24 protein-coding genes and 2 tRNA genes are annotated in these 23020 nt (G+C 62.4%); 11 read left to right on the top strand and 15 right to left on the bottom strand.

The annotated features are described in order from the left end of the window. Positions 1-176: 176 nt before the first annotated feature. The gene (locus NA29_RS13970; protein ID WP_039398954.1) at positions 177-1160 is read left to right on the top strand and encodes a flagellar brake protein; all 984 of its coding nucleotides are present in this window, start codon (positions 177-179) and stop codon (positions 1158-1160) included. A 142-nt stretch (positions 1161-1302) separates the two neighbouring features. Here the strand turns inward: NA29_RS13970 and xth are convergent, their stop codons facing one another. Together xth and NA29_RS13960 are read right to left on the bottom strand one after the other, a co-directional pair. Continuing rightward, positions 1303-2082, bottom strand: coding sequence for an exodeoxyribonuclease III (gene xth, locus NA29_RS13965; RefSeq protein ID WP_039398952.1), 780 nt, complete (start codon positions 2080-2082; stop codon positions 1303-1305). A gap of 52 nt (positions 2083-2134) precedes the next feature. Next, complete coding sequence (locus tag NA29_RS13960; protein ID WP_039398950.1) at positions 2135-2848, bottom strand: riboflavin synthase; 714 nt, start codon at positions 2846-2848, stop codon at positions 2135-2137. 124 nt (positions 2849-2972) lie between these two features. On the opposite strand from NA29_RS13960, the gene NA29_RS13955 reads away from it, so the two are divergent. Beyond that, complete coding sequence (locus NA29_RS13955; RefSeq protein ID WP_039398948.1) at positions 2973-3227, top strand: hypothetical protein; 255 nt, start codon at positions 2973-2975, stop codon at positions 3225-3227. Positions 3228-3254: 27 nt separating this feature from the next. After that, on the top strand, positions 3255-3488 hold the full coding sequence (locus NA29_RS13950) for a hypothetical protein (RefSeq protein WP_039398946.1): 234 nt from the start codon (positions 3255-3257) through the stop codon (positions 3486-3488). A 66-nt stretch (positions 3489-3554) separates the two neighbouring features. Here NA29_RS13950 and NA29_RS13945 read toward each other — a convergent pair whose 3' ends face one another. Continuing rightward, a complete protein-coding gene (locus tag NA29_RS13945; RefSeq protein ID WP_039403493.1) occupies positions 3555-4637 on the bottom strand; it encodes a calcium:cation antiporter in 1083 nt (360 codons plus the stop codon). 378 nt (positions 4638-5015) lie between these two features. On the opposite strand from NA29_RS13945, the gene NA29_RS13940 reads away from it, so the two are divergent. The 6 genes from NA29_RS13940 to NA29_RS13915 all read left to right on the top strand — a co-directional run bounded on the left by NA29_RS13940 (position 5016) and on the right by NA29_RS13915 (position 10129). Continuing rightward, positions 5016-5780 (top strand): FadR/GntR family transcriptional regulator, encoded by a 765-nt coding sequence (locus NA29_RS13940; protein WP_052252932.1) that lies wholly within the window; start codon positions 5016-5018, stop codon positions 5778-5780. Between the two features lie 63 nt (positions 5781-5843). Then, on the top strand, positions 5844-6599 hold the full coding sequence (locus NA29_RS13935; protein ID WP_039398944.1) for an SDR family oxidoreductase: 756 nt from the start codon (positions 5844-5846) through the stop codon (positions 6597-6599). Positions 6600-6618: 19 nt separating this feature from the next. Further along, positions 6619-7479, top strand: coding sequence for a fumarylacetoacetate hydrolase family protein (locus NA29_RS13930; protein WP_039398942.1), 861 nt, complete (start codon positions 6619-6621; stop codon positions 7477-7479). Between the two features lie 173 nt (positions 7480-7652). Further along, a complete protein-coding gene (locus NA29_RS13925; protein WP_039398940.1) occupies positions 7653-8414 on the top strand; it encodes an SDR family NAD(P)-dependent oxidoreductase in 762 nt (253 codons plus the stop codon). A gap of 180 nt (positions 8415-8594) precedes the next feature. Further along, entirely contained in the window at positions 8595-9257 is a 663-nt protein-coding gene (locus NA29_RS13920) for a DNA-3-methyladenine glycosylase I (protein ID WP_039398938.1), read from the top strand. Then, on the top strand, positions 9257-10129 hold the full coding sequence (locus tag NA29_RS13915; protein ID WP_039398936.1) for a 23S rRNA (adenine(2030)-N(6))-methyltransferase RlmJ: 873 nt from the start codon (positions 9257-9259) through the stop codon (positions 10127-10129). Before NA29_RS13920 ends, NA29_RS13915 begins: the two co-directional genes overlap by 1 nt. Before the next feature lie 120 nt (positions 10130-10249). Here the strand turns inward: NA29_RS13915 and NA29_RS13910 are convergent, their stop codons facing one another. The 7 genes from NA29_RS13910 to NA29_RS13880 form a co-directional block, all read right to left on the bottom strand. Then, positions 10250-10921, bottom strand: a complete 672-nt coding sequence (locus NA29_RS13910; protein WP_052252931.1) for a 16S rRNA pseudouridine(516) synthase — start codon at positions 10919-10921, stop codon at positions 10250-10252. 191 nt (positions 10922-11112) lie between these two features. Further along, positions 11113-11886: an ABC transporter permease gene (locus tag NA29_RS13905; protein ID WP_039398931.1), complete on the bottom strand. Its 774-nt coding sequence runs from the start codon at positions 11884-11886 to the stop codon at positions 11113-11115. Between the two features lie 85 nt (positions 11887-11971). Further along, a complete protein-coding gene (locus tag NA29_RS13900; RefSeq protein WP_039398929.1) occupies positions 11972-13156 on the bottom strand; it encodes an ABC transporter substrate-binding protein in 1185 nt (394 codons plus the stop codon). A 26-nt stretch (positions 13157-13182) separates the two neighbouring features. Continuing rightward, a complete protein-coding gene (locus tag NA29_RS13895) occupies positions 13183-14070 on the bottom strand; it encodes an ABC transporter ATP-binding protein (RefSeq protein ID WP_084103742.1) in 888 nt (295 codons plus the stop codon). Continuing rightward, positions 14067-15218, bottom strand: a complete 1152-nt coding sequence (locus tag NA29_RS13890; RefSeq protein WP_039398927.1) for an acyl-CoA dehydrogenase family protein — start codon at positions 15216-15218, stop codon at positions 14067-14069. Before NA29_RS13890 ends, NA29_RS13895 begins: the two co-directional genes overlap by 4 nt. Beyond that, positions 15215-15781, bottom strand: a complete 567-nt coding sequence (locus tag NA29_RS13885) for a carboxymuconolactone decarboxylase family protein (RefSeq protein ID WP_039398925.1) — start codon at positions 15779-15781, stop codon at positions 15215-15217. The genes NA29_RS13890 and NA29_RS13885 overlap by 4 nt, the downstream gene beginning before the upstream one ends. 226 nt (positions 15782-16007) lie before the next feature. Then, positions 16008-17027 (bottom strand): AraC family transcriptional regulator, encoded by a 1020-nt coding sequence (locus tag NA29_RS13880; RefSeq protein WP_052252930.1) that lies wholly within the window; start codon positions 17025-17027, stop codon positions 16008-16010. 153 nt (positions 17028-17180) lie between these two features. Between NA29_RS13880 and NA29_RS13875 the strand changes: the two genes are divergently transcribed. Then, positions 17181-17459 carry a hypothetical protein gene (locus tag NA29_RS13875; RefSeq protein ID WP_039398923.1) on the top strand — a complete coding sequence of 93 codons (279 nt, stop codon included), beginning with the start codon at positions 17181-17183 and terminating at the stop codon, positions 17457-17459. A gap of 45 nt (positions 17460-17504) precedes the next feature. Here the strand turns inward: NA29_RS13875 and NA29_RS13870 are convergent. From NA29_RS13870 to NA29_RS13855, 5 genes are all read right to left on the bottom strand, one after another. Beyond that, positions 17505-17589 (bottom strand) — tRNA-Leu (locus NA29_RS13870). 137 nt (positions 17590-17726) lie between these two features. Next, positions 17727-18641, bottom strand: a complete 915-nt coding sequence (locus NA29_RS13865) for a LysR family transcriptional regulator (RefSeq protein ID WP_039398921.1) — start codon at positions 18639-18641, stop codon at positions 17727-17729. Between the two features lie 358 nt (positions 18642-18999). After that, a complete protein-coding gene (locus NA29_RS26095; protein ID WP_174555907.1) occupies positions 19000-19158 on the bottom strand; it encodes a Rossmann-fold NAD(P)-binding domain-containing protein in 159 nt (52 codons plus the stop codon). A gap of 48 nt (positions 19159-19206) precedes the next feature. Beyond that, positions 19207-19563, bottom strand: coding sequence for a hypothetical protein (locus tag NA29_RS25775; RefSeq protein WP_150777642.1), 357 nt, complete (start codon positions 19561-19563; stop codon positions 19207-19209). 494 nt (positions 19564-20057) lie between these two features. After that, positions 20058-20142: transfer RNA gene (locus NA29_RS13855), tRNA-Leu, on the bottom strand. Between the two features lie 280 nt (positions 20143-20422). Between NA29_RS13855 and rnr the strand changes: the two genes are divergently transcribed. Continuing rightward, positions 20423-22999 (top strand): ribonuclease R, encoded by a 2577-nt coding sequence (gene rnr, locus NA29_RS13850; RefSeq protein WP_084103738.1) that lies wholly within the window; start codon positions 20423-20425, stop codon positions 22997-22999. Positions 23000-23020 lie beyond the last annotated feature (21 nt).

Here is a 23020-nt window from a genome sequence, read left to right as displayed (position 1 = left end):
GCCGTCAGCGCGACCGCACTTTCATGGTAAAAATACGTACGCGCCTTACGTTGCATTACGCCAGATGTTCGTCACACGACGTCACGAATCGTCTCTCCAGCTTCATGACGCCGCATTCAGTACGTCGCGCCTCCTTAATCCGAGACTTTCCGGGGTGTCTACCCCTTCCAGGCATCATGCACTCGACTTGTATTGCGTCAGGTTATCCGGGGTTCGTGGCGGTCAATCGTCGCGAGCTTGACGCTCACGTCCCACTCTCCTGGCCACTGTTCGACGCCGACGGCACACCATTGCTGGCGGCGGGCGAGCGTCTGCCGTCCGAAGCCGATCTCGACTGGCTTTTCACGATGTTTGCACCTCACCGGCCGCTCCCCGAGGGCGCGGCAACAGGTGAGGCCGCTGGTCGGACGGAGGCTGCGAATTCGGCGTCGCCGCTCGGTGCAGGGGCATCGACGGTCTATTTGCACGGGTTGCCCGTTCCGCTACCGATCGGTGCGTGGATTCAGGTGCGAGTGGCACCGGACGCCGAGATGACGCGCGTGCGGGCTCGCCTGATCGGTCGGGCGCCCAATGGCATGCTGATCATCACGCCTCCCGCGGCGGGAGACTCGCGCATGCCGATGGTGGCGGGAGATCGACTGGCGCTGTGGACGTTTCCGGGCGACAACCTCTACGAATTCACGTGCGACGTGCATAGCGTGCACCACGGTCCGTTCGATTACGTGGTGCTGTCGCGTCCGTCGCAAGTGCGGGAGACGCCGGTGCGTCGTACACCGCGTGTCGACACACGACTCGTGGCGCGGCTATCGCCTATCGACGAGACGTCGCGAGCGTCGCTTACGCGCATGCTGGCCGACCCGCAGGACACTCCGGAGTGGCTGGTGCTGGTGCGCGACATCAGTGCAGACGGCGCGGGCATCGTGGCGAAGGCCCCGTTGCCGGACAGATGCCTTCACGTTGCGGTGCAGTTCCGGGTGCCGATAGGGGCGGATATCGTGCCGATCGTCGGGATGGCGGCAGTGCGCAGCGTCGAAGGACCACGGGCGGACGGCACGTGGGCTTATGGTCTCGAGTTCATGCAGATGGAGACGCGTAACAAGGCCGCGATTCGTTGTTTCGTCTACGAGTCGAGACTCACGGATCCACGCGCGAGCCAGTAGTGAACACGTCGCGAACTGCGATGCGGCAGGCATACGCCATCGCAATGTCGTGGCCCGAAAGAAAACGGCACCCACGGGTGCCGTTTTTCGTTGTCGCCGACGCTGCCGCCGGGCCGTTGCCCGACTGCGGACAAGCGGTGCGTCAGTCCTTGAACGTGGCAACGACCGGCGTGTGGTCCGACGGCTGTTCCCAGGTCCGGGGCACGCGATCGATCTCGCAGCCGGTGCAGCGCGCGGCAAGTGCGGCGGAAGCGAGCACGTGATCGATGCGCAGTCCGGCGTTGCGTCGGAACGCGCCCATGCGGTAATCCCACCAACTGAACGTCTTTTCCGGCTGCTCGAACATGCGGAACGTGTCGCGCAAACCGAGCCCTTGCAGGCGCGCGAACGCCTGACGCTCCTGAGGCGACACCAGGTTGCAGCCTTCCCATTTCGCCGGATCGTGCACGTCGCGGTCTTCCGGCGCGATGTTGTAATCGCCGAGCAGCGCGAGCTGCGGGTGACGCTGCAATTCGTCCGACAGCCAGTGGGTGAGGGCGTCCAGCCAGTTCAGCTTGTAGACGAACTTGTCTGAATCGAGCGACTGACCGTTCGGGAAGTAGCCGCAGACGACCCGTACGCCGCCGATGGTCGCTGTGATCAGACGTTGTTGCTCATCGGGGAAATTCGGCAGATTCTTGACGAGATCGGTCGCTTCTCCGACCTTGGCGTGATTCACGAGCAGCGCAACGCCGTTATACGTCTTCTGCCCGGTGAAGTGCGATGTGTAGCCGAGCGCGGCAATTTCCGTAATCGGAAAGTTCTCGTCGGTGAGCTTCAGTTCCTGAAGGCAGAGCACGTCGACGGGGTTGCTGCGCAGCCAGTCCTGCACATGTCCGAGGCGAACTTTGAGCGAGTTGACGTTCCAGGTGGCAAGTTGCATGAAAGTCCTTTGAAAATGAACGCAGGGCTCGGGTCTTATCCCCTAAGCCGCTTTATGCCTTGTCGGCGGGCAGCTTCGGCACCGCGACGAAGTCGTCGAGCGAGAGTCCCTTTTCCTTGAGCAGGGCTTCGAGCACCGGCTGCAGGCGGCCGAGGCTTTCCTGCACCGCTTCGCGGACCGTGTCGACGACCACCTGCGTGCTACGTTCGATTTCGATATTGACGCGCGAGCCGGCCCCCTTCTCCTCGAACGTCGTCATGCGGCGCGTTTCCGGAATCAGCCACACCTCGAACCAGCCTTCCTGCCGGTTCACTTCCGAGACCGTCAGGCTCGCGCCGTTGATCGCGATGTAGCCTTTGGCGAAGACATACTTGCGGAACGCTTCGGGAATCGCGATGCGCAGCACGCGGTTCGTATCCGAGGTGCGCACACTGAGGATTTCGGTCGAGAAGTCGATGTGGCCCGAGAGCGGGTGGCCGCCGATCTCCGCGCCATCCTTGGCGGCGCGCTCTACGTTGACCTGTGCGCCGGCGCCGAAGCTGCCGAGCGTCGTCACGTTCAGGCTTTGGAGGATGACGTCGAACGACGCGGCGGTGGGCGAGAGCAGTTGCGTGACCGTCAGGCAGCAGCCGTCAACCGAGACGCTGGCGCCGAGGGTCAGGTCTTCGCAGAAGCCTTCGGGAAACGCCAGTTCGAGCGTGCGCATGCCGTCGCGATCTTCGATGGACGACAGCGTGGCCGTGCCTTGAACAATTCCGGTGAACATCGTGATGTCGGTATAAAGAGTCGTGGGTTGCTATGCCGCAGTATTCTACTGCGTAGGGACGGTATGCCGCTCGTCATGCGTCGTGCTACGATGCCGCCTTTTCACGGGATCTCGACAGATCGCTATGGGTTTCGAAGGCTGCCTGCTGGCGGAAGACTTTTATTACTGGGCGGAGACCTCGCCTGCGCCGGAAGGACAGTTCTACGGGGTGGTGCACTTTACCGGATGGCGAGACGTGGACGACGTCATCGAATCGCTCGATCCGCCGCTCACTCACACCACGCCCGACGCCTACCGCTGGGCAAGCGACGCGCTGGAAGCCGCGCACGCGCTGGCCAAGACGCTGGCGGCCGAGGGCGATCTGGGCATCGACCCCTGAAGTAACGAACAACACCCGAACAACACCATGACACAGACTAAATTTGAGATTCAGAAGCGTCGCGGCATGAAGATCGACGCCGGTGTGCGTCGCGGCCCGCCGACGGGCAAGGGCGTAGGCGCGCAGGGCAAGCGCGGTGGCGGTGGCAGCAAGTTGCTGGGTGCATTGCTCGGCACACCGTCGGATGCGACGGAATCGACCGACGCCAATGACGTCAAGGATGAAGCCACCCCGGCGGACAAGAAGGCGTCCAAGGCCTGATGCAACCGGAGCGCTGAAGCGCCGGTGGACTAACGCCTGCGCTTCAGACACGAACGCATCACCGCATCACGGTACGATCGCCAGGAACAGAAACGCCGCGAACAGCACCAGGTGGACGGCACCTTGCAACACGGTCGTGCGTCCGGTGCCGAGCGTGAGCACGCTGACCAGCAGCGTGATGGCGAGCAGCACCGTCTCTTTCGGCGCGAGTCCCAGTTCGATCTGCTGATCGAGCAATAGAGACACTGCGGCCACCGTCGGAATTGTCAGGCCGATACTGGCCAGCGCCGAACCGAGTGCCAGATTCAGACTCGTCTGGAGCTTGTTGGCACGAGCGGCGCGCAGCGCGGCCAGCCCCTCGGGCAGCAGCACCAACGCAGCAATCACGATCCCCACCACCGCCTTCGGCGCGCCTGCCGTGGCCACCGCCTGTTCCACGGCGGGCGAGAGCTTTTTCGCCAGTCCCACCACTGCCACCAGCGCCACGACCAGCAAGCCCAGACTCAACACTGCCGTACGGCGCGAGGGCGGCGGCACGTGGACTTCTTCGCTCGGCGCTTTCGCCAGGAAGTAATCGCGATGGCTCACCGTCTGCACGAACACGAACACCATATAAAGCACCAGCGAGATCACGCCTTCGAACGCGAGTTGCGACGCCGTGAGCCCCGGGCCGACCACGGAATTCGTGTAGTTCGGCAGGACCAGCGTGAGCACGGACAGCGCGCAGAGCACGGCGAGCGCTGCGCTCGCGCCTTCCACGTGAAAGCCCTGCGTGTGGTGACGCACCCCGCCGAACAGCAGGCATAAGCCGACGATCCCCGTCGAGACGATCATGATCGCGGCAAACACAGTGTCGCGCGCCAACCCCGCTTTGTCCGGTCCGCCGGAGAGCATCACCGAGACGATCAGCGCCACTTCGATGATGGTCACGGCCACGGCAAGGACCAGCGTGCCGAATGGTTCGCCGACCTTGTGGGCGACGGTCTCGGCGTGGTGCACGGCTGAGAACACGGCCCCGGCGAGCGCCGCTGCACACAACGTGAGCGCCGCAGCGTTCGGCAAAAACGCGGCAACGCCGAGGGCAATGAGGGCCACGATTGGCATGTACATCGTCCAGTGGCCCAGCTTGGCGGTCTTTGAGGAGGACATCGTCGGAGACTCCAGAATTTCGGGGAACGGGTGCAGCCAGGGGTACGGCAGATCAAGCGACGGCGGGAACATTGCCCCGATGAGAACCTCGGAGCGACGAATCATGGTCGCAGAAAAGTGACACCCAGACAACAAGAAGGCGTTGACTTGCGACGCAGTGCAATCTCGCGATGCAAATTTACGGAGATCCGCATGAACAAACGATCTTACGAGATCGCGTGTTTGACTCCGAGTCGGAAACGCTCGATAAATTCCAATGACCTGGTCAAAAATCGAAAGCCGGTGATGTCGTCGATGGAGTACGCAAAAGTTTGCGTTGACACCCGATAGGTGACAGGCGCAACATGCCGTTCATTGGTCTTACCACTGAACGGCATCATGTCATTCGATCCCATCGTGCAGGTTTCCGTCTCGGAGCAGGTCGCGCAGCGCTTGCTCACGATGATCCGCGCCGGGCTGCTCAAGCCCGGCCAGCAACTGCCGCCCGAGCGCGACCTCGCCAGCATGCTGGGCGTCGGACGCCCGGCCGTACGCGAGGCGATTCGCGGGCTGGCGCTGCTTGGATTGCTGCGCATCCGGCAGGGTGAGGGGACGTTCGTCGGTTCGCTCGAAATGCGGGAGTTGCTCGAACCGCTGGAGATGGTCATCGAGCTCAACGCTGGCACGCTTGAATCGCTGTTCGACGCGCGTCTGGTCATCGAGCCCGGCGTCGCCGCGCTGGCGGCCACGCAGATCAGCGACGAGGACATCGTACGTCTGCATGCACTCGTCGATGACGAACAGGCGCTGCTGGGCGATCCTGAAACGTTCTCGGCGGCCGATATGGCCTTCCACGAAACGATCATTGATGCCTGCGAGAACCCGTTCCTGCAAAGTATCGCGAACAGTCTCTACCTGCTAGGCAAGAAGAGCCGCCGTGTGACGTCGCAAGTGGATGGTGTGCTCGAACGCAGCTTGCAGGATCATCGCCATATTCTCGACGCGCTGGAGGCGCGAGACCCCGAGCGGGCCGCACAGGCGATGCGTCAGCATCTGTGCCGCGTGCGCGACGCCTATGCGGCGTCCGTCGTGTCGGCCGAGTCCGCCGTGACGGCGAATGACGAAGACGCCGCTGTAGCCGCGCACGCTGCCACGAACATCTAAGTCGGCTCACCCCCGGCACCTCCCTAAATCCCTAACGACCCACTGGTTCACGAGGAGACACTCATGACTGGCCGACTGACGGGCAAAACCGCCGTCATGACTGCTGCGGCACAAGGCATCGGACGCGCATGCGTCGAAGCCTATCTGCGTGAAGGCGCGCGCGTGATTGCCACCGATCTGAGCGCAGACGCGCTTGCGCAACTGGACGATCACCCGAACCTGACGCGGCGAACACTCGACGTGACCGACGGCGCGGCCGTGACCACGCTTGCGAATGAACTCGGCGCGATCGATGTGTTGTTCAACTGCGCGGGTTTCGTGCATCACGGCTCGATTCTCGAGTGCGACGAAGCTGCCTGGGATTTCTCGTTCGACCTGAACGTGAAGAGCATGTACCGCACCACGCGCGCGTTCCTGCCCGCGATGCTGGCCGCAGGCGGCGGGGCGATCATCAATATGTCGTCGGCGGCATCCAGCGTGAAGGGGGTAGCTAATCGTTGCGTCTACGGCACGAGCAAGGCGGCCGTGATCGGGCTGACGAAGTCGGTCGCGGCCGATTTCGTCGCGCGCGGCATCCGCTGCAACGCGATCTGCCCGGGCACGGTCGAGTCGCCGTCGCTGCGTCAACGCATCGCCACGCAGGCAGATGCTGCGGGCACGAGTCTGACGGCCGTACGCGAGCAGTTTGTGGCGCGTCAGCCGATGGGGCGTGTAGGCGCGCCCGAAGAAATTGCGGCACTCGCCGTCTATCTGGGTTCGGACGAATCCTCGTTCACTACTGGCGCCATCCATCTGATCGACGGCGGCTGGTCCAACTGATTTCGCAAGGAGATTTGCTTTGAAACTGCTGCGTTACGGCCCGAAGGGCCAGGAAAAGCCGGGCCTGCTCGATGCGGATGGCCAGGTGCGTGACCTCTCCGGCGTGATGGCCGACATTACGCCGCAAACGCTGAGCCCGCAGGGGCTGGCGGCGCTGCGCTCGCTCGATGTGACGGCGTTGCCGGTAGTGGCGTCGCCGGGCCGGTTGGGCGTGCCGTTCTCGGGACTGGGTAAGTTTCTCGCTGTCGGCTTGAACTACAGCGATCACGCGGCAGAGGCGGGCCTCGCTGTGCCGTCGGAGCCGGTGCTCTTCACCAAATGGGACAACTGCCTGACGGGGCCGAACGACCCCGTGGTGCTGCCCAAGGACTCGGTCAAGGGCGACTGGGAAGTCGAACTGGGCTTCGTGATCGGCACAACCGCGCGTTACGTGCCGCTGGAGCGCGCGCTCGATTATGTCGCCGGGTATTGTGTGGTCAACGACGTCTCCGAGCGCGAGTACCAGATCGAGCGCGGTGGTACGTGGGACAAGGGCAAGGGTTTCGACACCTTCGGTCCGGTCGGCCCGTGGCTGGTGACGACCGACGAAATCCGCGACCCGCAGCAACTCGGCCTGTGGCTCGACCTCAACGGTGTTCGCCGCCAGACGGGCAACACGTCGACCATGATTTTCAGCGTGGCCTATCTGGTGCATTACCTCAGCCAGTTCACTACGCTCAAACCCGGTGATCTCGTGACGACGGGCACCCCTCCGGGTGTGGGCCTCGGGCAGAAGCCACCGGTCTTCCTGAAACCGGGCGATGTCATGCGACTGGGCATCGACGGGCTGGGCGAGCAGACGCAGCAGGTGCACGCGTACGACGCAAGCCTGCTCGACTGAGTGCGTGTCCGAAGCATTTCACATCCATCCAGTAAGTTGATAGGCACGGACGGCGGCGCGAGCTGCCTCCCCCTGACATCGCGAACAACGCCAGGCGCACCGATCGCGCAGCCACGTGCCGCTTCGCAACGTCAGGCGCAGCCCATCGACGACCTTCTTCGGAGCGATTCATCATGCAAGATTTGAAAGGCAAGTTCGTGCTGATCACGGGCGCGAGTACCGGTATCGGGGCGGCAGCGGCGACGGCGTTCGCCGCACAGGGCGCACACGTGGCGGTGCACTACAACCGGTCGGCCGACAAGGCGGAAGCGGTGGCAGAAGCGGTACGCGCGCATGGCGTGAAAGCCATGACGGTCGCGGCCGACGTGCAGGACACCGGTGCCATCGATGCTGCCGTGGCACACGTGCTCGACGGCTTTGGCCGTATCGACGTACTGATCAACAACGCGGGTAGTCTCGTCAAACGCACGCCGTTCACGGAAGTGACGGACGCCTATTTCGATGACGTCCTCAAGGTCAACGCGCGCTCCGTCGTTGCGTTCTCGCGCGCTGTCGTACCCGCCATGCGCAAGCAGGGCGGCGGTGCGATCGTCAATGTAACGTCGATTGCGGCGCGTCACGGCGGTGGCCCCGGCGCGCTGATTTACGCGGCGGCGAAAGGCTTCGTGAGCACGCTCACGCGAGGTATGGCCAAGGAGTTGATGCCCGACCGTATTCGTGTGAATGCCGTCTCGCCGGGCGTGATCATGACGCCGTTCCACGAACAGTTCAGCACGCAGGCGCAGATCGACGCCTTCCGTCAAAGCATTCCGATGGGACGCCTTGGCGAACCCGACGAGTGTTCGGGGGCGTTCCTGTATCTCGCTTCGGAGACGCTGGCGAGCTATGTGACCGGCCAGATCATCGAGGTCAATGGCGGACAACTCATGCTGTAACACGCAGGTGCGGCCGACGTCGGAGACTCGGAAAATTCCGCATCGGCATTGCCTGGTGGCCCAATTTCGCGCGGTATGCGCGGTTGCGGGTTCGCTTATTCGGTAATTGCTGGCACACTTGCCCCATTCGTCCGTATGCCCCGGCCACATCGGGGCGCGAGCACAACTATCGAGGGGCAAATGGAACGCTGTCCGTGGAGTGAAGGCTTCGAGCAATATCGTCAGTATCACGATCAGGAATGGGGCGTGCCGTTGCGCGACTCCCGCGAGTTGTTCGAATTGCTGATGCTCGAAGGGGCACAGGCCGGGTTGTCGTGGTCCACGATCCTCAAGAAGCGCGATACCTACCGCAAGGCCTTCGACAATTTCGACCCGGCGCGTATTGCGAAGTACGGACCGGAGGACGAAGCACGGCTGATGGCCGATCCCGGCATCGTGCGCAATCGCCTGAAGGTCAACGGCGTCATCAAAGGGGCGCGGGCATATCTGGCGATGGAGGCATCGGGCACGCGCTTCAGCGACTTTGTCTGGCAGTTCGTGGGCGGTGAGACGCTGCAAAACCGCTGGACGTCGCTGAGCGAAGTTCCGGCAACGTCCGCCGTGTCGGACGCCATGAGTCGTGCGCTGAAGAAGGCGGGATTCACGTTCGTGGGCTCCACCATCTGCTATTCGTTCATGCAGGCCGCCGGGATGGTGAACGACCATCTCGTCGCGTGCCCGCGTCATAAAGCGGTGAAGGCGCTTGCGACCAACGAGGTCAAAAGCGGCGGCGCATCGGCCCGGAAACGCCGGGCAGGGGCGTCGTCGGCTACAATCGCGCCTGACGAATCAGGATCTGCCTAATGTTTAGCTACCGCCACGCCTTCCACGCCGGCAACCATGCCGACGTACTGAAACACTTCATCGCCGTTGAATGCATCGATTACATGCGCCAGAAAGACACGGCGTTCTGGTATATCGACACGCATGCCGGCGCGGGCGGCTATGCGCTCGACGGCAAGTGGGCCGACAAGACAGGCGAGTACGAGACGGGCATCGGCCGTCTGTGGACACGTAACGATTTGCCGCCAGCACTGGCGGACTACGTTGCGCTGGTCCGTGAGTTCAACCCGGACGGCAAGCTGAGCTACTACCCCGGCTCGCCGTACTTTGCGCTGCAACTGCTGGGCGACCGCGACCGTTTGCGCTTGTTCGAGGCGCATCCGACCGAACAGGAAGTGCTGCGTGAGAACTTCGAAGCGCAGGGGCGTGCGGTCGCACGTCGCACGATGATTTTCGGAGCCGACGGATTTGCCGGACTCAAGACGATTCTGCCGCCGGCACCGCGCCGGGCGTTCACGCTCATCGATCCGTCCTACGAGGACAAGCGCGATTACACGCGCACGACGCAGACGGTGCAGGAAGCGCTCGACCGCTTTCCGACGGGCATGTACGCCGTCTGGTATCCGCTCGTGCAACGTCGCGAAGCAGCGCAATTGCCGGAGCGCATGAAGCGGCTGACAATCGACGAGAAGCCGATCAAGAACTGGCTGCACGTTTCGCTGACGGTCTGCAATCCGGTGCCGGGCGGTATGGGTTTGCACGGCAGCGGCATGTTCATCGTGAATCCGCCGTACATGCTGCAAGACACGCTCAAGACGACGATGCCGTATCTCGTCAAGGCGCTCGGACAGGACAAGGGCGCGCAGTTCTTGCTGGAAGGTAAGCAGAGCTGAGGCGATCTGCGCGAATATCGGTAACCCAAACGGAAACGCCCAACGCTGGCTTAAATGCCGACGTTGGGCGTTTTTTGTGTTTGGCCGTGCTGGGATGATGCTTCGCATCCCCGAGTCCGATCACCTGGCGGACTGCGGAATCTCGTACGGCAACGACAGCAATTCGTCCGGCGAGAGATAACGCCATTCACCGAGCTCGAGTGTGCCCATCGGCAAGCCGCCGATGGCTGTTCTCACCAGACCTTCCACGCGATTACCTGCGGCGGCCACCATTCGCTTGACCTGATGGTATTTCCCTTGCGTGATCGTGAGTGCGATTTCGTGGGATGACGGGCTCATGACGTCTGTTGCCGCGAGCGGCTCAGTCTCGTCGCGCAACAGCACGCCGTCGCGCAGGGCCTGTAACATCTCTTCTGTCACGGGATGCTTTGTCGTCGCGACATACCGTTTGGGGACGTGGCGGCGTGGCGACATCATGGCGTGCAGGAAGGGGCCGTCATCGGAGAGCAGCAGCATACCCGTGGTGTCCTGATCGAGACGACCGGCCGGTTGCACGCCACGTACGGCGAGCGGGAGCGGCAACAGCGAATGCACGCCCTCGTGATGCGTCGGGCTCGTGGAGCACTCGAAACCTTCGGGCTTGTTGAGCAGAATGTAGACGTGCTCGCGGTAGTCCCAGGACTCGCCGTCCAGTGTGAACTGAAGGCCTTTCGGGTCCACCGACTCCCGGAAGTTGTCGTGCACAACGCCGTCGATGGCGAAAGCACCGGATTGAATGAGCTTGCGGCACATCTTGCGACTGCCGAAGCCCTGCGATTGCAGTAAACGATCTAGCTCGATGATGCGTCTCCGTCAGGCATCTGGGTTCAGGCCGCTATTGTAGCGGCCTGTCCGCGTGTACGTCCGTATAAGCCTGTGTACGCCCGTGTACGCCCGTGTATGCCCGTTTACGCCCGTTGTGCCCGTTCGTGCTCGTCCCTTGCTTACTCGTCCTGCATCGCGCCGCTGAAGCGCCGGTAGATGAAGCGTGCTGCCCAGTCGAGCGCGAAGCCAAGCACGCCGATCACCAGAATTACGGCGGTCAGTTCCGAGTACGCCAGTCGGTCGCGCGTGTCGAGGATGAGATACCCCAGACCCGCATTCACGCCCAACATCTCTGCGGGCACCAGCACGATCCACAAGATACCGATGGCCAGCCGCACGCCTGTGAGGACATGCGCTGCAATGCCCGGCACATAGACGTGCCAGAGCATTTCCCAGCGCGTCGCCGCCAGACTCTCGCCGAGTTGTACCCAGCGTCGATCGATGTGCGTCACGCCTGCGGCCGTGCTCATCACCAGCGGCCACAGGGCGGCGAAGGCCAGCAGAAAATACACGGCGGGGTCGCCCACACCGAGCGACATGACGGCAATCGGCATCCATGACAGCGGCGACACCATACGCAGGAATTGCAGCGACGGCGTGAGTGCTTTGTCCAGCCACCGGACGCGCCCGATCAGAAAGCCCAGCGGCACGCCCAGCACAACGGCCCACGCCAGCCCGACCGCAATACGTCGCAAGCTGGCGAGGATGTGCAGGCCAAGCTGCTCGTCGCGGATCAGGTCGGGCAGGGCGTTCAGTGCTGCCGCAGGCGAGAACTGCGACGCAAGAGAGCCGGGCGTCGTGAATAGCGAAATGCCCAACCACCAGATCAGCACGATGCCTGCAAGCCCCGCAAGGCCGAGCCACGCACGGCGCGCAGGGCGTGGCGTCACCATGCCCGCGTTCGACGGGGACGGGGTTGCGGTGCCGGGGGCAGCCTCCACCGAACCGGTCGGTTGTTGCACGCGGCTGGGCGCGAGATCAGACAACGATCACCTCCTGACGGGTGAAACCGTCCGGCAGGCCGAAAGCCTTCATGCCACCGGCGGCGGCAATGCTCTTTTTCACGAAGCGGTCGTCGACGAGATCACGTGCGACAAATGATGGGTCGAGCTTCGCGAGGAACTGCGCATTCCCTTCGACCTGTGTCTTCTGCATGTGACGTACAAGCGCCTCGGTGTAGCTCGGATAGGGGTAGGGCTGGAAGTCGATACGCTTCTCGTGCCAGTCGGCATGCACGATGGCCTTGTCGGCGAGATAGCGACCCTGCTCGGAAGCGTCCGGCGCCAGCACGCGCTGCAACACCTGGAACGGGTGCGGCGTGTAGCGGTTCTGGCCTTCCTTGGACAGCAGGCGGGCCGCATCTGCGGGGTGCTCGCGCGTCCAGGCCTGCGCCTTGACGATAGCGTCGACAACCTTCTGAGACCATTCCGGGCGCGAGGTCAGGTCACGCTCGTGCATCGTCACAACGCAGCACGCATGGTTCTTCCAGACGTCGCCGGTAAATCGCAGAATTTTGCCGACCTTCAGGTTCTCGGCCGCCGCATTGAACGGCTCGGCGACGATATAGCCCGCAATCTGTTTTGCGGCGAGGGCGGGCGGCATGTCCGACGGCGCCATCACGATCAGATTGACTTCGTTGGCGGCGGGCGCGCCGCTCTTCTGGAGCACGGGCGTCAGGCCGTTCGCGGCAAGCAACCCTTGCAGCACCACGTTATGAATCGAGTACCAGAACGGCACCGCAAAGGTTTTGCCGCCCAGATCGCCAATCTTGTTGATGTCGTTGGCCACAGTAATTGCGCTGCCGTTGACGTGATTCCATGCCACGACCTTGGCCTGTGCCTGACTGCCGTAGCGTGCCCAGACGGTCATCGGCGAGAGCAGGTGAACGACGTTGACCTGTCCCGATAGAAACGCTTCGATCAGTTGTGCCCAACTGCGCAACAACGTCGGCTTTTCCGCCTTGATGCCAGCTTGTTCGAAGTAGCCGTTGTTATGCGCGACGAGCAGCGGCGTGGCGTCCGTAATCGGCAGATAGCCGATGCGCAACGGTGCGTCAGGCTCGGCTGCGGCACGCGCAGCGGCCGAGGCGAGCAACGGGGCCGCCCCTGCGACCGTCATCATCGAAGCGAGCTTGAGCCATTCGCGGCGGGAAATTTGGCACATGGTCTGAGAATCCCCGAAGGTAGTGCTTAACGTGTGTGAGGTGTGGTGTGAAGTGCTGCGTGAGCGGACGTCTTATCGCGGGACATCGCAAGTTGCAGCGCTTGCAGAATTTCGATGCGCAACGCACCGAGCGCCTGCACCTGGGCTTCGCGCGGCGAAGGTACGTCGATTTGCCATTGTGCAAGCGTGCGCCCCTGATTGCCGAGCAGAACGATCCGGTCCGACACGAGCAACGCCTCGTCGATATCGTGCGTGACGAGGACCGTCGCCGCGCCAGTGTCTCGCACCACGGTCACCAGCAGACGCTGCATGTCGGTGCGTGTGACTTCGTCAAGTGCCCCAAACGGCTCGTCGAGGAGCAGCGCGCGCGGCTGACGCGCGAGACAGCGCGCGAGTGCCACCCGCTGGGCCATGCCACCGGAAAGCTGGCGAGGATGCAGATGATGCGCATGGGACAAGCCGACTTCGGTCAGCGCGGCGTCGATGCGCGTGCGCCGCGTCTCGCGCGAGAGTGCGGGCTGGCGCGCGAACGTCAGGCCGAACGCCACGTTGCGCTCCACCGACAGCCACGGCAGCAGACAGGGGTCCTGAAAGGCGAGGGCCACGTCAGGGCGTGGGCCCGTGAGCGGTGTGCCATCCACATCGACGGTGCCGTCGTTCGGTGCAAGCAGCCCGGCCGCGATGCGCAATAACGTGGATTTGCCCGAGCCGCTCGGGCCGAGAACCGAGACGAGTTCGCCCGGCGCGACCGAGAGATCGACGCCGCGAAGGATTGCCCGTTCGCCGTAAGACAGGCCGATGTTACGAAGCGTCAGGAATGGCGAGGCGCGCGAGGTGTCCTCGCGCGCTGCGGCGAAATGGGCGTGCTCGGGTGCGGATGCGTGCGCGCGTTGCGTCGCCGTGGGTTGGGTCATGTAACCGTTCCGGTCTTGAGTTGCTGTTCGCGTTGCGCCGCCAGTTGGTTCTTCAATTGCACGAGACTCGGCGTCACGATAGGCACAAAAGCGGCCTCGCGCTGACGTCGGGCGACGCCGGAGAGTCCCCGCAGGTAACCGCGTCCGCCCCCAGTCTGCACTTCCAGCGTGGCAGCGTCGTGAACGAGTTCCGCGAGCGAGATGCGCAGTTTGAACAGGCTTGCGGGCGTGTCGACAAATTCGCCTCGCAGGACGCCAGACTTCAGACGCGTCGTGAGAGACGCGAGCTGATCGGTCAACGCGGCCACGTCGTCTGCCACTGCGGAACGGGCTGCCGGGCCGCCTTCGTTCGTGGCGTCGAGGCTACGCCGCACAAGGCCCAGCGACATGCCGCATTGCAGCCCCAGGAAGGCCGGTCGCACGCGCACGAGCCACGCCGGTGCGTTGTCGGTGATACGGTCGTCTTCGCGCAGCGGCGTGTCGGTCATCTGAAGCGCGGCGGTGTTGGTGCCGCGCAGACCGATCAGATCGAGATCGTCGCTGCGGTGTACGCCCGGCGCGTCGTGCGCGATGGCGAAGATCGACGGCGGCCCCCCTGCCTCGTGGTCGACGGCGGCGGCGGCAACGAAGCCTTGCTTGCGCAGGTTCGTGATCCACGGCAGGCCACCGTTCACGCGCCACGATGATGTGTCGCCGCCACCTACGCCAGACGACGATAAGGTGGTTACGTCCGTCGCCCGGATCTGCAACGGTTCGATGGCCGACAAGTATTTCATCGCGTTCGACAGGCCGGTCGCGCCAGCCAGTTCACCGCAGAGCAATGCAGGCAGCAGACGATCGCGCAACGCCTGATTCGGGCTTTGCAGCAAGTACTCGATGAACGTGCGCTGTCCCCAAAGGACGAAGGCCGCGGCGAACGAATGCGCGGCAACGTCGGCAACGCTGTCGATCGCATCGCCGATTGTGCCGCCAGTACCGCCCAGCTCAACCGGAACGCCAACGCGCAGTAATCCCGCGCTGGCGAGCTGCGGTACGACCTCGCCGCTAAGCGTGGCGTCCGTATCGAGCGTCTCCGCGTGGGCGTCAAGCCACGAAGCAAGTGCCGGAGCGCGGGCGGTGAGTCCCTGCTGGCTGGCGGTGGTGCTCATGCCGCGTGCGCCTTCGGTTCCCAGCGATAAGCCGCCAGTTGCGGGTTCAGTTCGTTTTGCGAAAGATTGTTCGCGAAGTTGCACAGCGTGGCGAGCGATACGCCAAGCACCACTTCGAGGGCGGCGGCATCGTCGAAACCCGCCGATTTGAAAGCGGTGAATTCGGCATCCGACACTGCGCCGCGGGTGGCGATCACGGCACGCGTGAAATTGGCAACGGCGTCGAGGCGGGCATCGGAGAGTTTGCCCTGATCACGGATTTCATTCACGAGGGCTTCGGGAAGTTGTGCCTTCTTCAGCGCCACAGCCGTATGACCGGCGACGCAAAAGCCACACCCGTGAATCCCGGCCGCCGTGATCTGTACGACCTCGCGCTCGGCCAGTGTCAGGCTCGCGCGACCGTTGATCGCGCCCACCGTCAGATACGTTTCGAGTGCTGTCGGTGCATTCGCCAGCGACGCCACCAGATTCGGCAGAAAACCATTCGCCGCCAGTGACTTCTCCAAAAACGGACGGCTCGCCTCCGGGGCGGTCTCAACAGTGTGCAATGGCAGTCGGCTCATATCGGGCTCCTTACAGTCGAGCCTCCATTGTGCGCAAGGCCGGGCGCTTGCTCAATGCGCGCTCGTCTGGAAATTCTGCGGATTCGTCTCATCGGGGGACGGAAATTTCCGAGGTAGGCGGGGAGCACTCCCGAAGCGTACGCGTGTCCCGGATGAGAAGGTGGGCAAGCCATTACACGTAAAGCCAAGGTGGGCGAGTGTTTGCCGGTGATGGCCTTCGCTGGTGTTAGTGCACCGGGTACGTGGCCAAGGCGGTTGCAGCTGGCTGAGCACCCGCGCTGGCCGCCTGACGACGCCACGCCCCTGGCTGGATTCCAGTCACACGTTTGAAAGCCTGCGCAAAGGCCGACTCCGATTGGTAGCCCACCTGCTCGGCCGCCTCGGGTAGGGAGACGCCTGCGCGCAGCAGCGCAGCCGCCGTCTTCATTCTGACCAACGTCACGAAGTGCGCCGGTGGTTGCCCGCCAACCTCCGCAAATTGCTTGCAGAATCGCGCGCGCGACATGTTCACGAAGTCCGCCATGCTATCCGTCGTCCAACGCTCGCCCGGGGACTCGATGATCGCTGCGGCCAGCCGACCGAAGGCGTCGCGGCGCATCAGACGCCACATCCCCGGGGCGACATCTTCCGCGTGTACCGCCTCACGTAACGCGTAGTAGAAGAGCAGGTCGGTGAGGCGGGCGAGTAGTGGGGAGGGCGTGTCGCCGGGGCGACGTGCCTCTGCCTGGATTAGCGCGAAAACCTGCGTCATGCCATCGAGCCTACCGCTCGCATGACGCGCAATGATCGGGTTCGGCAGCAAGCCAAGTACCAGTGTGTCGAGATCGGTGCGAAATTCGAAAAAGCCGCAGGCAAGGGCGACGGAAGGTTTTGCGGCTCCGGTGGTCGCCGAGCTTGCGCGAGGCTTGGGCGGCAGGGGGGTCATCTTGCCCAATCTGACGCTTAGGTCCGCCGGAGGTGTCGCGGATGGCGTCAGCGCGTGCGGGACGTCCGAAAGCAGAAACACAGCATCCCCTGCATTCAATTCGGTCGTGCTCGCCTCACGGCCCCCATCTGCACCGACATGCAAATAGCACCCGCCATCCAGCACCACATGGAAGCTCGCCCGCTGATGCCCACCCGTCGACGCCTGATAAACACCGCAGTATTCGCCCACGTGGAATAACGTGCTCTTTAATTCCAATCCCGCCAGCAACCAGTCGGCAACGCGGTCGGTCTCGTTCGCTCCCAACACCTCTTGCAACATAACCCGCTCCACGCTGTCGTGCCCTCAACGGCAAAACAAACATCCTCCCCACCGACATTCCCGCAGACAACTATTTTTTCGTTGGATGCTTATTACTGGGATGGGGATGGGGCTGGGTGGGTTGGGACGGTCGGTCGGGCGCAAGGCGGGGGATTGGATGCGTCAGAGAAAACGCAAACCGTCGACAACATCGACAACATCGACAACATCGACAACATCGACAACATCGACAACATCGACAACATCGACAACATCGACAACATCGACAACATCGAAAAGGCCCTGCCTCAGCAGTGCCCCTGCATTCCCATACGGCGCCCCCGGCGCCGAGAGGACTCGGTCACGTTCCGCGACCCCGGCATCGCTTGCAAGCGATGCCTTTCGAGTCCCCACGCAATGTGCACCGGCACATTGCTTTCTGGGCAAGCATGAAAAAAGCCGATGATCTTTCGATCATCGGCTTTTTTTGTATTTTTTTGGTGCCCAGAAGAGGACTCGAACCTCCACGGTGTTACCCGCTAGTACCTGAAACTAGTGCGTCTACCAATTCCGCCATCTGGGCCCCGTCAGCTCGCTTACTGCTTGCTCGCTGCGAAGAAGTGAGATTATGCCGAGGGTGTTACATGCTGTCAATACTGGGGGGCTAAAAAATTCAAAAAACTTTCACGAATCACCCCAACACCCCCCCCCCAAAAAACCTCAAGCAGCCCGCCCCATATGCTCAGCGCGAATCATGTCGATCAGATGCCGTAACCCCGGCAACGTCTGACGCCGACTCGGGTAATACATCGACAACGGTGGCCCATCCACTGCCCATTCCGTCAACACCGCCTCCAACGTGCCATTCGCCAACTCGGCCGCCACGTTGCGCTCCAACACATATCCCAAACCCAAGCCACCCACGGCCGCCGCAATCACGCCGTCACTCTCGTTGATGCTCAATGCCCCCGGCACATCCAATTCCACCGCCGTCGACCCATTGCCCAACTCCCACTTGTACAACGTGTTATCGCCCAGCCGCATCCGAATGCAATTGTGTGACATCAAATCCTGTGGCACCTTCGGTCGGCCATGACGCGCAATGTACGCCGGCGAACCCACCACGATCCACTTCAATGCCGGCGTCAACGGCGTCGCAATCATGTCGCCAGGCACCGTGTCGCCGTAACGCATCCCCGCATCGAACCCCTCCGCCACAATGTCCAGCATCCGGTCATCCACTGTGACATCCAGCTCAATGTCCGGATATGACGAGACAAAGCGGGGCAGGATAGGATCCAACAGCAATCGGGCCGCATCGCGTGGCACGTTCAGACGCAACCGGCCCGCCGGCGATGCGCGATATCGGTCCAATGCACCAATCGCCGACGCGATCTGCTCAAGGCCCTGCTCCAATTCCTTCGCCAAGGCCGATCCCGCCGCCGTCGGCGACACGGAACGACTCGTGCGATTCAATAACTTCACGCCCAGACGCGCCTCAAGATTGCGCATCGCATGACTCAAGGCAGAGGTCGTCACGCCCAACTCAGTGGCGGCCTCCCGGAAACTCTGCCGGCGGCAGATGGTGACAAACACGTTCAAATCGGCAAGCTCGCCGCGAGTGAAGGCAGGCATGTATTTCCCAACAAGTATCAAGCAACAAAAACCAAAAACACCCGACAAGCTCAACGAATTAAGTGTCCGTTGAACAATATTCAATTTTTTATGAGGTAAATTCTACCGATTTCCCTATGCCCTGGAGCGACGCCATAGCCGTCGTGACGGAAACGCTACACATTCTCACTACGCATTGGCTTGGCTGTTTCGTTCTGCAGCACCGCCGATGCGTGTGTCTTCGATCGATGGGATTCTGGCGTGCAACAAGGGCGGAATGGACGACGGATTTAGCGTCCACGAAAATGACCTGCCCCATGATGAGGCTGTCGACGCATCGCTCGAATGCCTTGCCAACTAGCGCACCAGGCGCCGGTTGTTAACTCGGCATCATCTCGCCATACACCCACCAGGCTTCTGCGATGACCGTCGGATTGACGGCGGTAAGGCGAATGCCGTGCGGAAATTCTTGCGTGACGCATTTGACGAACGTATCGATCGCGTCACCCGTCGTGGCTTCCGCAATGCCCTCTGGCACTCACCACTGCATCGAATTTGGTGCGTGAAAGAGGCGCATCCATAGTTGTCACAGAATTGGGCGTGTCGCCGCAGCCAATCGGCGGATATTTGAAAAGACTTCGCGGCAGCACTGCTGCATGAGATATTTGTTCGGCCCAATACTGGAATCGAACCCACGGACTTCGCGCTCGATATTGCTACGAAGTTTGAGCGGATTCTTTCGGATGTGGATGACGTGGTACTCGCGGATTTCGATCCGACGGCGATGGCGCGGAGTGTTGGGATTGTTGCGAATGAACACGCGCAACTTCTCATATTGCCGAGGTTTATTGCGACGTTTGGGATTGTCGGCGGGCTTCGTAATGTCACCGATGTCGCGATGTTTCCTCGCGTCGATTGCGCAGATGGCGCCAGCTATTCGCATGACGCACTGATCCGTCCCGTTGAAACGCTCGCTATATCTCTCTAAATCTCGCTTAAACCGTATCTTGAATTCAATGACGTGGTCGCGTTTTTACCCTCAGCCATCGCCAATGCGTTTCAACTGACCAGGCTACAGTTGCATCCTTTGCCGGAGACGTTTACCACGGCCATAGGATGGCACCGCAAACGCTCGGGGAATCCGCTAGCGATCCGGCTGCAGGGAGTGCTGAAAGAAGCTGTGGAAGGGTAGGGGGGGGCTGAGGGCTGAGGAGGTAAACCGTCGACAACATCGATGAGGCCCTGCCTCAGCAGTGCCCCTGCATTCCCATACGGCGCCCCCGGCGCCGAGAGGACTCGGTCACGTTCCGCGACCCCGGCATCGCTTGCAAGCGATGCCTTTCGAGTCCCCACGCAATGTGCACCGGCACATTGCTTTCTGGGCAAGCATGAAAAAAGCCGATGATCTTTCGATCATCGGCTTTTTTTGTATTTTTTTGGTGCCCAGAAGAGGACTCGAACCTCCACGGTGTTACCCGCTAGTACCTGAAACTAGTGCGTCTACCAATTCCGCCATCTGGGCCCCGTCAGCTCGCTTACTGCTTGCTCGCTGCGAAGAAGTGAGATTATGCGGATGCGACGCGGGAGTGTCAACACTTTCGCACAAAAAATTTTCGTTTCTCTCACCGACCTCCACCACCACGCTCAAATTCCGCACAGGTGGCAGTTTTCGTGAGGTTTGCCGTATGATTGTCCCTGACTGTAAGACGTCGCTATCCGCGCATCCTTACAACCCCACGGACCGTCGGGCGCATGGTGCGCCACTCGGCCGGACTCAACCGGCACAGTAACGCTACCGACCTTTGAGCAAATATCCCTATCCGATCCCGAGTCGCGAAGAGATCCTCGGTGTGCTGCGCACCGCAGACTCCGCGCTGTCCGCCAACGATATCGCCGAAGCCCTCGCCATTAAAAAGCAGGAACGCGAAGGCTTCTTCAAACGTCTTGCCGCCATGGAGCGCGACGATCAAATTCGTCTCGACCGCCGCGGTTACTATCAGTTGACCCACCCGTCCAATTTCATCGCAGGCCGTGTTATCGGCCACCGCGATGGCTACGGCTTCGCCGTGCGCGACGATGACGGCGATGACCTCTTCCTCCCCACCGAGGAAATGAAGAAGGTCATGCACAACGATCGCGTCCTCCTGCGTATCGCCGGCTATGATCGCCGCGGTCGCCCCGAAGGCCATATCGTAGAAGTCGTCAGTCGCGCCAATACCCATGTCATCGGCCGCCTCCTCAACGAGAACGGCGTCATGGTCGTCGCGCCCGAAGACAAACGCATCAGCCATGACATCCTGATCCCACCCCGTGCCCAAGGTAAAGCGAAGGTCGGACAGGTCGTCTCCGTCGAACTCACCGATTACCCCAGCCGCTATAGCCAGCCCATCGGCCGCGTCTCGGAAGTCCTCGGCGATATCGACGACCCCGGCATGGAAATCGAAATCGCCGTGCGCAAGTACGGCGTGCCCCATCAGTTCTCCGCCGAAGCCCTCGCCGCCGCCGGGGCACTCCCCGACGAAGTCCGCGCCCCCGATCTGCGACACCGCATCGACTTGCGCGATGTCCCCCTCGTCACCATCGACGGCGAAGACGCCCGCGACTTCGACGACGCCGTCTATTGCGAACCCGCGAAGGTCGGTCGTACCAACGGATTCCGCCTGCTTGTCGCCATCGCCGACGTCTCGCATTACGTCGCCGCCGGTGGCCCGCTCGACGCCGACGCCCTCACGCGCAGCACCTCCGTCTACTTCCCGCGACGCGTCATCCCGATGCTCCCGGAAAAGCTCTCAAACGGCCTGTGCTCCCTTAACCCGGACGTCGACCGCTGCGTACTCGTCTGCGACGCACTCGTTGCACCGAATGGCGAAGTGAAGGCCTATCAGTTCTATCCGGCCGTCATCCACTCCGCCGCGCGCCTGACCTACACGGAAGTCGCCGCCGTCCTCGGCAATACGAAGGGCGCCGAAGCACAACGCCGCGCAACGCTGCTGCCGCACCTGCAGAATCTGTACGACCTCTACAAGATCCTCGCCAAGGCGCGCAAGTCGCGCGGCGCCATCGAGTTCGATTCGACGGAGACGTACATCGTCTGCAACGCGCAAGGCAAGATCGAACAGATCCTTCCTCGTACGCGCAACGACGCCCACCGCCTCATCGAGGAATGCATGCTCACAGCCAACGTCTGTGCGGCCGACTTCCTCAAGCGTCACAAACAACCCGGGCTGTATCGTATTCACGCCGGACCCTCGGGCGAACGCCTCCAGGTACTGCGCACGTTCCTCAAAACCCTCGGGCTCACGCTTGGCGGCGGGGACGAACCGGCCACGTCCGATTACTCGGAACTGATGACGCAAATCGAGTCCCGGCCCGATGCGCCCATGCTCCAGACGATGCTCCTGCGCTCGATGCAGCAGGCCGTCTACAGCCCGGACAACATCGGCCACTTCGGTCTCGCGTACCCGGCCTACACCCACTTCACCAGCCCGATTCGCCGCTATCCGGACCTGCTCACGCACCGCGCCATCAAGGCCATTCTCGCGGGCAAGAAGTATGAGCCGGAAATTCCCGCCGGTGTCGAGCTGACCACGGGCCTCTCGCCCCACGCACGCAAGCTGCAAAAGGACGACGACAAGAACAAGAAGTCGCCGAGCGCGAAAAAGCGCGACGCCATCTGGGACGAACTCGGCCTGCATTGCTCCGCTAACGAACGCCGCGCAGACGAAGCGTCGCGCGACGTCGAAGCCTGGCTCAAGTGCTACTTCATGCGCGACAAGCTTGGCGAAGAGTACGGCGGCACAGTCAGCGCCGTCACATCGTTCGGCATCTTCGTGCAACTCGACGATCTCTTTATCGAAGGTCTCGTGCACGTCACGGAACTGGGCAGCGATTATTTCCAGTTCGACGAAGTGCGTCACGAACTGCGCGGCGAACGCACTGGCATCCGCTATCGACTCACCGACCGCGTGCGCGTGCAAGTGAGCCGCGTGGATCTGGACGCCCGCAAGATCGACTTCCGACTCGTGCGCGAACCGAACGCCCGCTCGCTCGCGAAGACGTCCGGCCGTAGCGAACGCGGCGGTGCTCCGGTGCCGACGCCCGCCGCCGGCACGCCCGGCATCGCAGGCTCCGCCAGCGCTGGCCCGACCATCCGTCAACTGCCCAAGGGCGGCGCACTGCTCAACGGCGTGCAACCCGCACCGGCTGGCAAACGGCCCGCGAAGCCCAAGTCCGCGAAGGTGAAAGCCGCGCGTGCCGAGCGCGGCGCAGCCCCCGCGAAACACGGCGGCGGCAAGGCACCGGCAAAGCGACAGGGCGGGCAAGGCGGTCAGGGCGGTCAGGGCGGCCCCGGTGGTCAGACGAAGAAGCCGCGTCGTTAATCGATGCCCGTGCCATGCCCA

Origin of the sequence: Pandoraea sputorum (assembly GCF_000814845.2) — a bacterium.
Taxonomy (GTDB): domain Bacteria; phylum Pseudomonadota; class Gammaproteobacteria; order Burkholderiales; family Burkholderiaceae; genus Pandoraea; species Pandoraea sputorum.
This window is presented reverse-complemented; position numbering and strand designations above follow the sequence as displayed.